The sequence below is a fragment of the Hamadaea flava genome (assembly GCF_024172085.1).
In the GTDB taxonomy this organism is placed as follows: Bacteria; Actinomycetota; Actinomycetes; order Mycobacteriales; family Micromonosporaceae; genus Hamadaea; species Hamadaea flava.
In genome coordinates, this window is sequence record NZ_JAMZDZ010000001.1 from 327,372 (window position 1) to 342,900 (window position 15,529).

General features: G+C 71.0%; 12 protein-coding genes. 9 read left to right on the forward strand and 3 right to left on the reverse strand.

What is annotated here, in order from left to right:
• Positions 1 to 6 precede the first annotated feature (6 nt).
• The 3 genes from HDA40_RS01690 (at position 7) to HDA40_RS01700 (ending at position 2,677) form a co-directional block, all read left to right on the forward strand.
• Entirely contained in the window at positions 7 to 813 is an 807-nt protein-coding gene (locus tag HDA40_RS01690) for a methyltransferase domain-containing protein (RefSeq protein WP_253750598.1), read from the forward strand.
• Positions 814 to 842: 29 nt separating this feature from the next.
• On the forward strand, positions 843 to 1,373 hold the full coding sequence (locus tag HDA40_RS01695) for a DUF6886 family protein (RefSeq protein WP_253750601.1): 531 nt from the start codon (positions 843 to 845) through the stop codon (positions 1,371 to 1,373).
• A gap of 74 nt (positions 1,374 to 1,447) precedes the next feature.
• Complete coding sequence (locus HDA40_RS01700) at positions 1,448 to 2,677, forward strand: sporulation protein (protein WP_253750604.1); 1,230 nt, start codon at positions 1,448 to 1,450, stop codon at positions 2,675 to 2,677.
• A 185-nt stretch (positions 2,678 to 2,862) separates the two neighbouring features.
• Here HDA40_RS01700 and HDA40_RS01705 read toward each other — a convergent pair whose 3' ends face one another.
• A complete protein-coding gene (locus HDA40_RS01705) occupies positions 2,863 to 3,642 on the reverse strand; it encodes a hypothetical protein (protein ID WP_253750606.1) in 780 nt (259 codons plus the stop codon).
• A 112-nt stretch (positions 3,643 to 3,754) separates the two neighbouring features.
• Between HDA40_RS01705 and HDA40_RS01710 the strand changes: the two genes are divergently transcribed.
• From HDA40_RS01710 to HDA40_RS01730, 5 genes are all read left to right on the forward strand, one after another.
• Positions 3,755 to 4,492 carry a sulfite exporter TauE/SafE family protein gene (locus HDA40_RS01710; RefSeq protein WP_253763532.1) on the forward strand — a complete coding sequence of 246 codons (738 nt, stop codon included), beginning with the start codon at positions 3,755 to 3,757 and terminating at the stop codon, positions 4,490 to 4,492.
• A gap of 254 nt (positions 4,493 to 4,746) precedes the next feature.
• Positions 4,747 to 6,318 carry an IucA/IucC family protein gene (locus tag HDA40_RS01715; protein WP_253750609.1) on the forward strand — a complete coding sequence of 524 codons (1,572 nt, stop codon included), beginning with the start codon at positions 4,747 to 4,749 and terminating at the stop codon, positions 6,316 to 6,318.
• Positions 6,318 to 7,733, forward strand: coding sequence for an IucA/IucC family C-terminal-domain containing protein (locus tag HDA40_RS01720; RefSeq protein WP_253750612.1), 1,416 nt, complete (start codon positions 6,318 to 6,320; stop codon positions 7,731 to 7,733). The genes HDA40_RS01715 and HDA40_RS01720 overlap by 1 nt, the downstream gene beginning before the upstream one ends.
• Positions 7,720 to 8,886 carry a type III PLP-dependent enzyme domain-containing protein gene (locus tag HDA40_RS01725; RefSeq protein WP_253750615.1) on the forward strand — a complete coding sequence of 389 codons (1,167 nt, stop codon included), beginning with the start codon at positions 7,720 to 7,722 and terminating at the stop codon, positions 8,884 to 8,886. The genes HDA40_RS01720 and HDA40_RS01725 overlap by 14 nt, the downstream gene beginning before the upstream one ends.
• Before the next feature lie 130 nt (positions 8,887 to 9,016).
• Entirely contained in the window at positions 9,017 to 10,798 is a 1,782-nt protein-coding gene (locus tag HDA40_RS01730; protein ID WP_253750618.1) for a substrate-binding and VWA domain-containing protein, read from the forward strand.
• Between the two features lie 14 nt (positions 10,799 to 10,812).
• Here HDA40_RS01730 and HDA40_RS01735 read toward each other — a convergent pair whose 3' ends face one another.
• On the reverse strand, positions 10,813 to 12,027 hold the full coding sequence (locus HDA40_RS01735) for a chorismate-binding protein (RefSeq protein ID WP_253750620.1): 1,215 nt from the start codon (positions 12,025 to 12,027) through the stop codon (positions 10,813 to 10,815).
• 201 nt (positions 12,028 to 12,228) lie between these two features.
• Here HDA40_RS01735 and HDA40_RS01740 point away from each other — a divergent pair, with 201 nt between their 5' ends.
• Complete coding sequence (locus HDA40_RS01740) at positions 12,229 to 12,426, forward strand: DUF5999 family protein (RefSeq protein WP_253750622.1); 198 nt, start codon at positions 12,229 to 12,231, stop codon at positions 12,424 to 12,426.
• 253 nt (positions 12,427 to 12,679) lie between these two features.
• Here the strand turns inward: HDA40_RS01740 and gcvP are convergent, their stop codons facing one another.
• Positions 12,680 to 15,481, reverse strand: coding sequence for an aminomethyl-transferring glycine dehydrogenase (gene gcvP, locus HDA40_RS01745; protein WP_253750624.1), 2,802 nt, complete (start codon positions 15,479 to 15,481; stop codon positions 12,680 to 12,682).
• Between the last annotated feature and the right edge of the window lie 48 nt (positions 15,482 to 15,529).

The window sequence follows — 15,529 nt, forward strand, 5'->3', positions numbered from 1 at the left end:
CACCCTATGGGACGAGTAAGCAGCGGTACCTTCGACGAAGCCATATCAGCCTGGCGTCAATGGCAAGACGCACCCTGGGGACGACTGCGGTACGCCATCGCCGCCGCCAACCTCGCCCGCCACCTCGACGAAGCCCTCCCCGGCGGAGCCCCCGGACACGTCCTCGACGTCGCCGGCGGCAACGGAGTCGAAGCCGTCCGCCTCGCCACCGCCGGTCACAAAGTGACGCTCGTCGACTACTCCGCGCAGATGCTCGCCGCCGCGACCGAACTCGCCCGCAAAGCCGGCGTCGCCGACCGCATGACCATCGTGGAATCCGACGTCGCCCGCCTGCCCGACCTGCTCGCCGGCCTCGAACACGACCTCGTCCTCTGCCACAACCTGCTGCCCTACGTCACCGACGTCGAAGCCGCCCTCACCACCTGCCTCGACACCCTGCGCCCCGGCGGCGTCCTCTCCGTCATCAGCAACAACGCCCACAGCGAACCCCTCCGCGTCGCCGTACGCGAACAGGACCCCTCCGCCGCCCTCGAAGCCCTCAACTCACCAGTACGCATGACCCGCACCTTCGGCGCCCCGATGACCCCCCGCACCGCCGACGAAGTCATCGCCGTCCTGTCCAAACTCGGCGCCCGCGTCGAAGGCCACTACGGCATCCGCAGCGTCTGCGACTACATGGCCGACGACGACCGCAAATACGACGCCAGCTTCTACGCCGAACTCGAACGCCTCGAGATCGCCCTCGCCGACCGGCTCCCCTACAAACTCACCGCCCGGCTCTTCCACGTCATCGCGGTCAAACCACTCGCCTGACCGGCTCCGGGGCGCGTACCGTCGCCCGGATGCGCCCCGGACCCGGCGAACTCCTGCACTTCTCCGAAGACCCCAGCATCACCGTCTTCCACCCCCACCTCGCCCCCACCGCCCGCGAAACCAGCGCCTACGTGTGGGCCGTCGACACCCACCACAGCCCGTCCTACTGGTTCCCCCGCCAATGCCCCCGCGCGATGGCCTGGACCACCCCCGACACCGACCCGGCCGACGCCGCACGCCTCCTCGGCCCCGCCACCACCCGAGTCCACGTCATCGAATACGACTGGCTCCCCGCCCTCCAAACCACCACCCTGTACGCCTACCGCCTCCCCGCCGCCGCCTTCCACCCCATCCACGAAGACGGCCACGCGTACGTCGCCACCACCACCGTCGAACCACTCGGCCCCGCCGAACCCGTCGGCGACCTCCTCACCACCCACCGCGACGCCGCCATCGAACTCCGCCTCACCACCACCCTCTGGCCCTGGTGGGACGAAGTCATCACCAGCACCCTCGCCTTCAGCGGCATCCGGCTGCGCAACGCCCGCCCCCGACCCTGACCCGCACCCTGAGACTTCCCTGAAACGCCCGCACGGCAGCGGCAGAACTTGCGCCCAGCAGCCATCATGGGCAGATGGTCTTCAAGAAACTCCTGGGCAGCCTCGGCATCGGCGGACCCACCGTCGACACCGTGCTATCCACCCCCACCGCCACCCCCGGCGGCCCCCTCCAGGGCCAGATCCACCTCAAAGGCGGCGGCTCCGACACCGACATCGAAGGCATCACCCTCATCCTCGTGGCCCAATCCGCCGGCGCCACCTTCGAGGTAGCCCGCATCAACGCCACCGGACGCTTCACCCTGCCCGCCGGCGCCACCCACGCGATCCCCCTGAACAGCCAGACCCCGTGGGAAACCCCCATCACCACCATCTACGGCCAGCCCCTGCCCGGCACAACCCTCGGCGTACACACCCAGGTCGACGTCCGCGGCGGCTCCGGTAAAACCGACCTCGACCCGCTCACAGTCGCACCCCTGCCGGTCCACAACCACCTCCTCGACGCCCTCGGCACCCTCGGCTGCCGATTCATCCGCGCCGACCTACGCCCCGGCCAGCAAGTCGGCCTCCCCACCCCGGTCGTCCAGCGCATCGCGTTCTACGCCCCCGCCGACGCCCGCCAACCCGGCGCGCACCTGCCCCAACTCAGCCTCAACTTCGCCGCCAACGCGCACGCCCTCGACATCGAGATCGAAGCCGGTTGGGGCACCCCGCCCATCCACCACACCCTCGCCCACACCGACGCCGGCGGCGACCTCACCGAGATCATCGCCAGCTGGGTCCGCGAAGCCCTCGCCCGCGTCCCCCAGCAGTCGACACAACCCGGCGCGTTCATGCAGCCCGCCCAACCCGGCTACCAGCAGCAGCCCGGCTACCGCCCCAGCGGACCCGGATACGCCGCCGCCGGCAACCACGGCGGCTACCGCGGCGGCCACGACCGGGGCTATGACCGCGGCTATGACTACCGCGGTTACGACAGCGGACGCCGCGGCCCCGGCATGGGCGGCATGATCGCCGCCGGAGCAGGCGGAGCCGCCCTCGGCTTCCTCGGCGGCATGGTCATCAGCGACATGATGACCCCCGACGTGAACGTCACCGAAAACGTCACCGAGAACTACTACGACACCGGCGGCGACACCGGCGACAGCGGATACACCGACACGGGCTACGACCCCGGGTACGCCGACACCAGCTACGACGGCGGAGGCTACGACAGTGGCGGCTACGACGCCGGAGGCGATTTCGGCGGCGGAGACTTCGGCGGTGGAGACTTCGGCGGTGGGGACTTCGGCGGAGGCGACTTCTGACACCCACCCGCCGACCTGCCATCCGGCCCACCCGCTGACCCACTGGTCACCAGGCAGAGCGCGGAGCTAGGCTGACGCCCATGTTCAAGGCCGTCGTCTGCTTCGCGCTCTTCTTCATCGCCGTCGGAGCAGCCGGCATGTTCTTCGCCGAACAACGCCGAAAGATGGGCGGCCCCCGCCGCTGATCAACGCCCCAAAGGGCCGGCAACCGGACGAGCCGCCGCATACCACTCGGCCAACTCGGCGAACAACCGCCGATGCTCCGACGGCGACCCGATCTCCGCCCGCCGCTCCGGATGCCGCACATAAAACTCGATCGCATCCGCCAAAAACCGGCTGTCCACCTCCAACTCCTGCAGCGGCAGCTCATCAGCGAACGGCACGAACCCAAGCCGCCGCACCCCACCCGGCGCAACCGCCAAATGCAGCCACCGCGCCAGAAAATGCGACACCACAGCCTGCTGCGCCGGCGCGACCGCCGCCCACGGAATCTCCACCCGACCCAGCGGACCCCACCGGGTGATCCCCTCCGGCGTCAACGCCACCGACCGCCGTCGCAACGCGAGCACCAGCCACACGCCCACCAGCACGGCATATGTCGCCAAGAGCGCGGTGTCCCACGGCGACACCTGATCCGCCCACTCCCCGCCGAGGCGCGGCCGGAGAAGCCGACCCGCCTGTACCGACGCGAGCACCATCCACAACAACGGCAACAACGCCACCGACCACCGCGCCGGCACCTCGAACGCCCGCCCGGAGGCCACGAAGGCAGCCGGACCACGGCCATCCCGGAACAGCACGACCAACGAAGCCACCAGCACCGCGACCGTCACCGGCAACAACAGCGCGATCGCAGCGAACGGCACAACCACCACGGCGGCCATCAACCCGACCACACCGCCGACCGACACCAGACTTCGCAGCCGTCCCACCCGCCGCGGCTCCCCCGGCGAACCCATCGACATGGCTGACACGGTAAGCCCCACCCGCCAGTGCCACTCATCACACGAACTGGCCCGGCCCCACCCCGAACGGCCACAATCCGCAGCCGTGGACTTCGCCGGACTCCCCATCCTCATGATCGCCGCAGCCACCGGCGGAGCCGTCGACGCCATCGTCGGCGGCGGCGGCCTCGTCGTCCTCCCCGCCATGCTGCTGGCCTCCGGCCTCCCCCTGCCCACGATCCTCGGCACCAACAAGCTCACCGCGATCGCCGGCACCTCCTCCGCCGCCTACACATACGCCCGCCACACCGCCATCGACTGGAAAGTGGCCGGCCCCGCCGCCGGATTCGCCGTCCTCAGCTCCGGCCTCGGCGCCCTCTTCGCCGGCAGCGTCCCCGCCAGCGCGTACCGGCCCGTCATCCTCGGCGTCCTCGTCGCCGTAGCCCTCTTCGTCACCTTCCGGCCCAGCCTCGGCCTCGCCGCCGACCCAGCCAAACGCACCCGCGTACGCATCGCGACCATGATCGCCCTCGGCGGCGGAGCCATCGCGTTCTACGACGGAGCCATCGGCCCCGGCACCGGCACCTTCCTCGTCCTCGCCTTCACCGGCATCATCGGCGCGGACTTCGTCCACGGCAGCGCGATGGCGAAGATCCTCAACACCGGCACCAACCTCGGCGCACTGGCCGTCTTCGGCTACTTCGGTCACGTCGACTGGCTCCTCGGCGCGATCCTGGCCGTCTGCAACATCGCCGGTGCCCAACTCGGCGCGCGACTGGCCCTCAAACGGGGCGCCAAGTTCATCCGAATCGTGCTCCTCGTCGTCGTCCTCGGACTCGTCGCGAAACTCGGCTGGGACCAGTTCCACTGACCGCTCCCCTACGGAGAAGTCGATCAGTCCCGTCGGGGAACGATCAGGGCGCCCGGGACACGACACGCCGGTCGATCACGACCGCTAGTTCATGATCACGCGGAAAGCCGGGTCACGCGGAAAAGCCGGGGGTTGGTGGTCGGTGCGCCGAAGGCGCTCCTTCTAGAAGGGCGCCGAAGGCGCTATCGCGGTAACCGTGGAACAGTCACACCGCGTAGGGCATCCTAGGACTCTAGGTGTATGACAATGTGATCGTGACTCACCCCGATGCCGAGCAGACCCGGCGGGCGCTGCTGGAGAGCCGTCCCGATCTGGTGGACGGATTCGACGAACACCTTCCGGCGGCCCGGGCCGCGGTCCTGCGTCGACTGTGGACGGCCCTGCGGCGGGAGCCGATCCCCGGGGTGGCCGGGGTCAAGACGGTCGGCGGCGACGCCCTGGTGACGCTCACCGACGGCCGGATGGCCATCGGCCCCGCCCTCGACCAATACGCCGAAGCCAGCCCAGACGTCCGCATCCGCGTACAGGTGAACGGCGGCACGGGGGCGTACGCCGATCCGGCGGAGCTGCTGAACGCCGTGGACCCGCAAACCCAAGGGCTGCAACGGGAACTGAGCAACAGCGTCGCGAACCTGGCCCTGGCCAGGACAGGGCAGCCCAGCGTGGATCTGACCGAGCTGCAGGGCGACCCGAACGGGCTGGCGGTGCTGGAGCAGTCGGTCGTCGACGGCCACCCGCTGCATCCGTGCTGCCGCACGCGGCTGGGGATGTCGACCGCCGACGTCCTGGCGTACGCCCCGGAGCACCGCACGCCGGTCGAGCTGGAGGTCTGGTCGGTGCCGCCGAGCCGGTGGCTGACGACGGGCGCCGGCACGCCCCCGCGGTTGGTCCTGCATCCCTGGCAGGCGGCCCACTACGGAGACGACCTGCGACGGCTCGGGGGACGGCCGGTGGAGCGGATCGTGGCCCGGCCGCTCATGTCGTTGCGGACGCTGGCTGCGGCAAGGGACCCGTCCCGGCATTACAAGACGGCGCTGGGCGTGCAGATGACCAGCGCGGTACGCCAGGTCTCCCCCGCCGCCGTCCATAACGGACCCTTGGTGAGCGACCTGTTGAGCCGGCTCGCGGCCGATCTGCCGATCCGCGTCTTCCCTGAGGTGGCCGCAGGCGCGGTCCTCGTCGACGGCGCGCCCCACCCGATGCTGGCGTACACCGTCAGACGGGCCCCGCTGCCGCAGGCGGGTGACGTGTGGACGCCGTTGGCTGCGGTCGCCCAGCCGGACGTGCTGGACCAGATCCTGCGGATCGGCTACGGGGGTCATCCGGTGGCGTTCTGGCGTGATCTGACGACCGTCCTGATCCCGCCGGTGCTGACGCTGCTGGCGCGGGGCGCCGGGCTGGAGGCGCACGGCCAGAATCTGCTCGTCCGGCTCGCGTACGGCCGGCCCGCCGAGGCGGGCTATCGGGACGTCGGCGGCATCCATCTGCACGCCGGTCGCCTGCGCGAGGCCGGGATGGATCTGCCCGCCGTCCAGGGCAGCCTGGTCACCGATGGTCTCGACGAGCTGCGGGCCAAACCGTTCGCGACGCTGTTCGCCGTGGTGCTCACCGAGATCGCGCACACGCTCCAGCAGCGGCACGGCGCCGATCCCCAGACGCTCTGGCGCATGGCGGCCGACCTCGCCGAGCAGGCCCCAGATCCGCGCGATCGGCTGGCGTTGGCCGGAACCACCCTGCCGATCAAGGCGACTACTGCGATGCGGCTGGCCGCCGATCCGGTCGCCGACATCTGGACCCCGATCACCAATCCGCTGGCTGGAGTGTGATGACAGACTTCCGAAGCCGGGCCGAGGACGCCGTCGAGGGCAAGCTCGCCGCGGCGCTGCGGCGTGAGGGCCTCACGCCGGGCGAGGTGACCGCGCCGCTGCGGGCCGAGCTCGACGACGCGATCGACAAGCTCACCCTCGCGTACCGCCGCCGGTCTGCGGCCGACGATCAGGCCCGCGCCTCCGGAGCACCGGACCTGCTCACGCTGATCGACGATCGGCCCGCCGACGACCAAGTGGTACGCCTGGAGCAGCTGGCCACGGAGGGGCACAACCTGCACCCGTGCGGTCGTACGCGGCTGGGCTGGACGCGTACCGACGCGGAGGCGCACGACCTGGAGAGCCCGGGGACAACGGTGCGCTTCGTCGGCGTACCAGTTGATGATCATGTCGGAGACGATCTGGGTGAGCGGCTCGATGTGCCGGCACCGCGCGGGCATCGCGCCCAGCCGGTGCATGAGTGGCAGCTGGGCGTCGTGCGCGAGCGGTACCCGCAGCTGCCGGTGCTGGACGCGAGCCTGCCCGCGCGGGTGACCGCGGCCGTCCGGACACTGTGGACTCCGGTGGGCTATCTGAAGGTGTCGCTCGACGTGCAGATCACCTCGACCCGGCGGACCATCTCCATCGCCAGTACGCGCAACGGTCCGCTGCTGTCGGCGGTGCTGCCGCCGCTGCTGGCCGAGTGCGACGAGCGGGCCGTGCTGTTGCGCGAGCCGGTCGGGGCGGCGTCGACGCTGGGCTCGGGCCGGGACCTGTCGGCGATCCTCCGTGAGCCGTTGCCGGCGATGGCGCCCGGCGAGCATCCCGTGCCGGCGATCGCGTTGTCGGCGGCCGAGCCGATCACCGGCGAGCCGATCGCGAGGCTGTTGCTGGCGCGCTCGGGGCTGTCCGCGACGGCCTTCGCCGAGCAGTACGCCCGCCTGCTGCTGACCCCGGTGCTCGGCATGGTCACGCGGTACGGCGTGGGGCTGGAGGCGCACCTGCAGAACTGCCTGGTGACCTTCACCGGCGGGGTGCCGACCCGGCTGATCCTGCGGGACCTGGCCGGGCTGCGGCTGCATCGCGGGCGGCTGACCGAGGCCGGGCTGAGCCTCGACCTGTGGCCCGGTTCGGTGGTCGGCACCGACGACGAGGCCGTGCTGCTGGCGAAGGTGGCGTACACGGCGTTCCAGGCCCACCTCGGCGACGTCGTGCACGCCCTCGGCGATCCGCCCGGGACGTGGGCGGCGATCCGCCGCGTGGTCGACGAGATCTACGACGATCTCGCCCCGGCGCGACCGGACCCGGCCAAGGCCGACCACGCGTTCCTGACCGCGCCGACGGTGCCGCACAAGGCGCTCGTCCGCATGCGGCTCGACCCGGCGCGCGGCGACGTCTACGTCCCGATGGAGAATCCGCTGCATGAGCCTGCCTGATCAGGTGCTGTCCGCGCTGGCTTCGACGGAGCGTCCGGTGTGCGCCTACATCTACGACACCGGGGTGGCCCGGGATCGGGTGGCGGCCGTCCGCGCCGCGCTGCCGCCCGGCGCGACGCTGTACTACGCGGTCAAGGCCAACGGGCATCCGGCCCTCGTCGGGGCGTACGCCGACACGGCCGACGGGCTGGAGGTCGCGTCCGGGGGCGAGCTGGCCCTCGCCCTCGACGCGGGCGCACGGCGGATCGCGTTCGGCGGGCCGGCCAAGACTCCGGCCGAACTGTCGGCGGCACACGAGGCCGCCCGGACGACCGACCTGACCCTGCACGTCGAGAGCGCCCTGGAGCTGCGGCGGCTGGGCGCCCTCGGCCCGCTCCCCTCGTCAGCCCGCGTCGCGCTGCGGGTCAACCGGGCGGTAGCCGGTCCGGCGGGCTCGCACGCCATGACGGGTACGCCCACGCCGTTCGGCATCGACGAGACGCAGCTGGCCTCGGTCGCTTCGCTGGCCGCTTCGTTGGGAGTGCCGGTGTGCGGGTTCCACCTGCACGCGGTGAGCAACTCCCTCGACGCCCCGGCGTACGCCGCGTTCGCCGCCGACGCGGTCGCCTGGTCCCGGCGTACGGCGGCGGAGCTGGGCATCGACCTGCGGTATGTGAACGTGGGCGGCGGTTTCGGCATCTCCTACGACGACCCCGGCCGCTCGTTCGACCTCACGGCCCTGGACTGGTCGGCGCTGGACCTGCCGGACGGCGTGGAACTGGCCTTCGAACCCGGGCGCTTCCTCGCCGCCCCCGCCGGTTGGTACGCCGCCGAGGTGCTGGACCTCAAACGCACCCACGGCCGGTGGTTCGCCGTGCTGCGCGGCGGCACCCATCACTTCCGGCTGCCCGCCGCCTGGGGCTACAGCCACCCGTTCACCGTCGTACGCGTCGACGACTGGCCCCATCCGTGGGAGCGCCCGGAGATCTCCGGCGTCGAAGTGGACGTCGTCGGCGAACTGTGCACCCCGCGTGACGTGCTCGCCCGGCGTACGCCCATCGACCGGTTGCGCGTCGGTGACCTGCTGGTCTTCGGCCAGACCGGGGCGTACGGATGGGACATCTCCCACCACGAGTTCCTCCGCCATCCACACCCGGATGTGATCGTCCTCTGACAGCCTGTGACGGGTGATCACAAGATGGTCTCCCAGAACAGCGCAACCCTCTGGTAACCCCCTAGACTGTGCCGGGTCTCACCCCCAATGAGCCCTATTTAGCCCCGCCACCCCCTCGGAGGCACCCGACATGCCGAACGGTCGCTCCGCCGCCGTCCGGTCGCACCGCCGCAGCTCCCCTCGCCGCAGCGGCCGCACCGCGCTGTTCATCCTCGTGCCCCTCCTCGTGGCGGTCGCCGCCGGCGGAGGCGTCTACGGCTACCAGAACTTCCTGGCCGACCGCTGCTCCGGTGAGGTGACCGCGACGATCGTCGCGGCGCCGTCCACCGCGACGCTGCTCGCGGATCTGGGCAAGACCTGGGCGGCTACCAACCCCAACGTGGACGGCCACTGCGGCAAGGTCACCGTGACCCCGGCCGACTCCAACAAGGTCGCCAACGCCCTGTCCGGCGTGTGGCCGAGCGAGCTGGGCCAGCAGCCGGACGTCTGGGTGCCGGAGTCGAGCGCGTGGTTCCGCAGCGCCCAGACCGGCGACGCCGAGGCCATCCTGCCCGACCTCCAGCCGAGCGTCGCCCGGTCGCCGGTCGTGCTGGCCATGCCGAAGGCGATGGCGCAGGCGCTGGGCTGGCCGACGGCCAAGGTCGACTGGACCTCCGTCCTCGACCAGGCGGCCGTCAAGGGCTGGAACTCCTACGGCAAGAGCTGGGGCAAGTTCAAGCTCGGCATGACCGACCCGGGCCAGTCGACGCCCGGTCTGCTCGCCCTGTCGGCGATCATCGACCGCGACGACGACCAGGACGTCTCCGACGCCGAGCGGCAGGGCCTGCTCAAGCTCAAGACGGTGCTCGAGGTCAAGGCCGACGACACCAACGCCATCATGGACGAGTTCGACTCGAAGGGCGGCCAGGGCGGCGAAGGCGGGCTGACCTACGTCTCGGCGTTCCCGGCCCTGGAGCAGGAGGTGCTGGCCCACAACCGGGCGCACCCCAACTCGCCGCTCGTCGCGATCTACCCGAAGAGCAACATCGAGGCCGACAACCCGTACCTCGTGCTGGACAACGCAGAGTGGGTGCAGAAGCCGCGGCAGTCTGTCGCACGGGCGTTCCTGCGCTACATCCGCACCGACGGCCGCACGGCCTTCCAGAACGCCGGCTACCGGGACGCCAACCGCAAGCCGGGCCCGGACTTCACCCAGGACAACGGTGTGCTGTCGACGCTGACCGCGCTACCGCGAGGCGTACTGCTGACCGACGCGGTCAACGACACCATCAACACCTGGACGGCGCTGACCCGGCTCACCAACGCCCTGTTCGTCCTCGACGTCTCCGGCTCCATGGGCGCCGACGTGCCCGGCCTCGGCAAGTCCAAACTGGACTTGACCAAGGAGGCGGCCAAGCAGGCGGTCGACGTCTTCCAGGGCAAGGGCAACGCCGGCTTGTGGTCGTTCTCGTCGAACAAGTCGGGCAGCAAGTCCTACGTCGAGAACGTCCAGCTCGGCCCGCTCGACGACGAGATGGACGGCGGCACCCGCGAGTCGAAGCTGAAGTCCGCCATCGACGATCTCAAGCCGGGCGGCAACACCGGCATGTACGAGGCGGTGCTGGCCGCGTACAAGGCGGTCCAGGCGAAGTACGTGCCCGACGCCGCCAACATGGTGGTGCTGCTGACCGACGGCGCGAACGACGACCAGGAGAAGAACCTCAAGCTGGCGCAGCTGCTCGAGCAGCTGAAGAAGGGCGACCCGAAGCGGCCGGTGACCATCGTGTCGATCGCGCTCGGCCCGGACGCCAACGGCAAGGTCCTCTCGCAGATCTCGTCGGCCTCCGCACCAGGAGCGCCCGCGCCCCTGGTGTCGAAGGGCTCCTACGACATCACGCCCGTCATGCAGAAGGCCATCTTCGGCGTCCGCTGACCCGCTGACGGACGTCAGGCCGCGCCGAGGAGTGCTTTGATCGGCGCGGCCTTCGCGGCCGCTTCGGCCACCTCAGCGGCCGGGTCGCTGCCCCACGTGATCCCCCCGCCGGCCCACAGGTGCAGGTGGGTCGGCGTGGCGGCCACCGTCCGGATGGTCAGCCCGAGATCCAGCCCGTCCCGGCCGACCCAGCCGAGCGCGCCCATGCTCGCCCCGCGGCCGACCGGTTCGAGCCGGGCGATCTGAGCCAGCGCGGCGAGCTTCGGCGCGCCGGTGACCGAGCCGCCGGGGCATACCGCCCGGAGCAGTTCCGCCAGGCCCACCCCGGGCCGCAGCCGGGCGGTTACGGTCGACTCCGCCTGCCACAGGTCGCCCCAGTGCTTCAGGGCGAACAGCTCCTCGACGCGTACGCTGCCGATCCGGGCCACGTGCGCGAGGTCGTTGCGCTCCAGATCCACGATCATGATGTGCTCGGCGCGTTCCTTGGCCGAGGCGAGCAACTGCGCCCGCCCCTCCTCGGTCGCCTTGGCAGTCCCCTTGATCGGGCGTGTCTGCGCAATTCCGGCGCGTACGCGCACGAGCGTCTCCGGGGACGCGCAGGCGACCGCCCACCCTTCGCCACCGATCAGCCCGCCGTAGTGCGCCCCCCGCAGCCCGGCCAGCCGCGCCAGCGCAGGCACCGGATCGCCCGCGTACGCCGCCGCCGAGTGCCCGACGACGTTGACCTGATAGACGTCGCCCACGGCGATCGCGTCCCGGACGGCGGCCACCGCTTCGGCATGATCGGCCTCGGACCAGCTGGGTACCCAGGGGTCGAGCGCGAACCGAGCCGGCCCTACGGCCGACTGAGAGCCAAGATCACTACTCTGCGTGAAGGAATATTCCGAATGCGCGTACACGATGGCGGCTATTTCGGGCACTTCGGGGACCGGTGTCGGCCGTCCGGGGGACGCGCCTGCGAGGGTCGCCCCGGCCGCCGCCGAGACGTAGAGGGCGGCGCCGCAGACGTCGCCGGGGCCGTGCCGGAGATCGACCCCAGACTCCGCCGCACCGAGATCACTCACCGGCAAACCGTGCTCACGCAAGAAGAATTCGACGAGGTCAGCGCTGGTCTGACCGACGGCGACCGGATCGCCGGGCCGCCATTCCAGCCGGGCCACCGGCGTCGCGTGCGCCCGGCACCGAGCCGGTACGCCGGGCGGCCCGGCGGCCGCGGTAAGCCCCCGCATGGATACCGAATGTACGACGACCGGACTCACTTGGATCATCCAAAGGGTTGATTACTGGGTGTGAGGGGCGTTACTTGCTCGAAATAGCCTCGTTCGGCGTAGTAGCGTGCGTGACTGTTCATGTGACCAACTCCACAGGGGCGTGTGATTCGTCACTACAGTGGCGAGGCATCACCCCTCAACCACAGCGGAGACCACCCCATGTGCCAGCACCAACCGCCCTGCCCGAGCGCCGACGCCGTCGACCGTGACGCGGCCCGGGTCGTCGCCAGCTTTCCGGAGCAGGGCTGGAGCCTTCTCTGCAACGGCGTCATCACCTTCGAGGACACCGGCGAGCTGCTCCCGGACGGGAGAATGATCGCACCGCAGCGAGGCCCCGCAGTGCACGCGCTCGCGTGACCTGCGCCACGGTTCCCGTGGCAGACCAGTCCCCCGGCTGACACCGACGGTCAGCCGCCGAACCACCGGACAGCACCATCGCCCGCCGAACGCCGAAGCAGCACCGAACCGTCAGCACCAGGAACACCGTGCACCAGGAACACCGTGCACCAGGAACCGCGTACCAAAGACACGCAGTACCGAAGACTTTCAGGCCCGGCCGACCGAACGGCCGGGCCTCGTGACGTCCAGGGCCCGGATCAGGCAGCCCGGATCAGGCGAACGCCTCCGGCGGCGGGCACGAGCAGACCAGGTTCCGGTCGCCGTACGCCCCGTCGATGCGCCGCACCGGCGCCCAGTACTTGCCGACCGGGTCCATCCCGCCCGGGTACGCGGCGACCGAACGCGGGTACGCGTGGGTCCACTCGTCGCCGCTGACCATCGCCGCCGTATGCGGGGCGTTGACCAACGGGTTGTCGTCCTTCGGCCAGGCGCCCTCGGCGACGGCGTCGATCTCGCGCCGGATGGCGACCATCGCGTCCACGAACCGGTCCAGCTCGCCCAGGTCCTCGCTCTCGGTCGGCTCGACCATCAGCGTCCCGGCGACCGGGAAGGACATCGTCGGGGCGTGGAAGCCGTAGTCGATGAGCCGCTTGGCCACGTCGTCGACGGACACGCCGGTGGCCTTCGTCAGCGGGCGCAGGTCGAGGATGCACTCGTGGGCTACCAGGCCCTTGTTTCCGGTGTAGAGCACCGGGTAGTGGTCGCGCAGCTTGGCCGCGACGTAGTTCGCGGCCAGCACCGCGTGCGCAGTGGCCGACGCGAGCCCGTCCGGGCCCATCATCCGCACGTACGCCCACGGAATCGGCAGGATGCCAGCCGAACCATGCGGGGCGGCCGAGATCGCCTTGACGGCCTCCTCACCCCGCCCCGGCAGGTACGCCGCCAGATGCGACCGGACGGCGACCGGGCCGACGCCGGGGCCGCCGCCGCCGTGCGGGATGCAGAACGTCTTGTGCAGGTTCAGGTGCGACACGTCCGCCCCGAACTTGCCAGGCTTGGCGAATCCGACCAACGCGTTGAGGTTGGCCCCGTCCACATAGACCTGGCCGCCCGCGTCGTGCACCTTCGCGCACAGCTCGGCGATGCTCGTCTCGTACACGCCGTGGGTGGACGGGTAGGTCACCATGATGGCGGCCAGCCGCTCCGCGTGCTCGGCGAGCTTGCGGTCGAGGTCGACGAGGTCCACATTGCCGTTCTCGTCGCAGGCCACCACGACCACGCGCATGCCGGCCATCACGGCGCTGGCGGCGTTCGTGCCGTGCGCGCTGGACGGGATCAGGCAGACGTCGCGGTCCAGGTCGCCCCGCGACCGGTGGTACGCCCGGATCGCCAGCAGGCCGGCGAGTTCGCCCTGCGAACCGGCGTTCGGCTGGACGCTGACGGCGTCGTACCCGGTCAGCTCGGCCAGCCAGTCCTCCAGCGAGCCGATCAGCTCGGCGTACCCGGCGGTCTGGGCGGCCGGCGCGAACGGGTGGACGTTCGCGAACTCGGGCCAGGTCACCGCCTCCATCTCGGTGGTGGCGTTGAGCTTCATCGTGCAGGAGCCGAGCGGGATCATGCCCCGGTCGAGCGCGTAGTCCAGATCGGACAGGCGGCGCAGGTAGCGCAGCATCGCCGTCTCCGAGTGGTGCGTCCGGAAGACGGGGTGGGTCAGGAAGTCGCTGGTCCGCGCGAATGCGAAGGTGCCGGTCTCGACGGAGTCCACTCCGGACACGCCGAAGGCCGCCCAGACGGCGGCGATGTCCGCCGCGGTGGTGGTCTCGTCGCAGGCGATGCCGACCCGGTCGGCGTCGAACGCCCACAGGTTGACGCCGTTCTCGGCGGCGGCCGTCACCACCTCGGCGGCCCGGCCCGGCACGACGGCGGTCACGGTGTCGAAGAATCGGCCGGTCGCCAGCTCCACCCCGCCGTCGCGCAGCCCCGCCGCGAGCAGCGTCGCGCTGTCGTGCGCGTGGCGGGCGATCGCCCGCAGCCCGTTCGGGCCGTGGTAGACGGCGTACATGCTGGCCATCACGGCGAGCAGGACCTGCGCGGTGCAGATGTTGCTGGTCGCCTTCTCGCGGCGGATGTGCTGCTCGCGGGTCTGCAACGCCAGTCGGTAGGCCCGGTTGCCGTCCGCGTCCCGCGAGACGCCCACGAGCCGCCCCGGCAGCGAGCGCTCCAGTCCCGCGCGCACCGCCAGATAGCCCGCGTGCGGCCCGCCGAAGCCCATGGGTACGCCGAACCGCTGCGCGCTGCCGCAGGCGATGTCGGCGCCGATCGCGCCCGGCTCCCGCAGCAGGACAAGGGCCAGCAGGTCGGCGGCGACGGTGACGAGCGCGCCCTGGGCATGGGCCGCCTGGATCAGGGCGGCATGGTCCCGGACGGCGCCCGAGGCTCCCGGATACTGCACGTGCAGGCCGAAGTACTCGAAGTCCAGCTCCCGCTCGATGTCGACGACCCGAACCTCGATGCCGAGCGGCTCGGCCCGCGTACGGATGACGTCGACGCTCTGCGGCAGGGTGTCGCCGTCCACGGCGTACACGTTGGACTTGGATTTGGACGAGCGGCGCGCGAGCGTCATCGCCTCCGCGGCCGCCGTGGCCTCGTCGAGCATTGACGCGTTGGCGGTCTCGAGGCCGGTGAGGTCGGTGACCACGGTCTGGAAGTTGAGCAGGGCCTCGAGCCGGCCCTGGCTGATCTCGGGCTGGTACGGCGTGTAGGCCGTGTACCAGGCCGGGTTCTCCAGGACGTTGCGCTTGATGACGCCCGGGGTGTGGGTGCCGTAGTAGCCCAGGCCGATCATCGAGGTCAGCACCTGGTTGCGCGACGCCAGGTCGCGAAGCTCCGCCAGGACCTCCGCCTCGGTGGCGGCGGCCGGGAGGCTCAGCTGCTCGTGCCACCGGATGGCCTCCGGAATGGCCGCGTCCATCAGCTCGTCGAGGCTGCTGTAGCCGACCGACTCCAGCATGCGGCGGGCGTCGTCGGAGGTGGGGCCGATGTGCCGCGCGGAGAACGAGAATGGGCTCGTCATGGGTTCGATTGCTCCCAGGGAGGCGGGGACGATGTCGTCCTCCCCCGC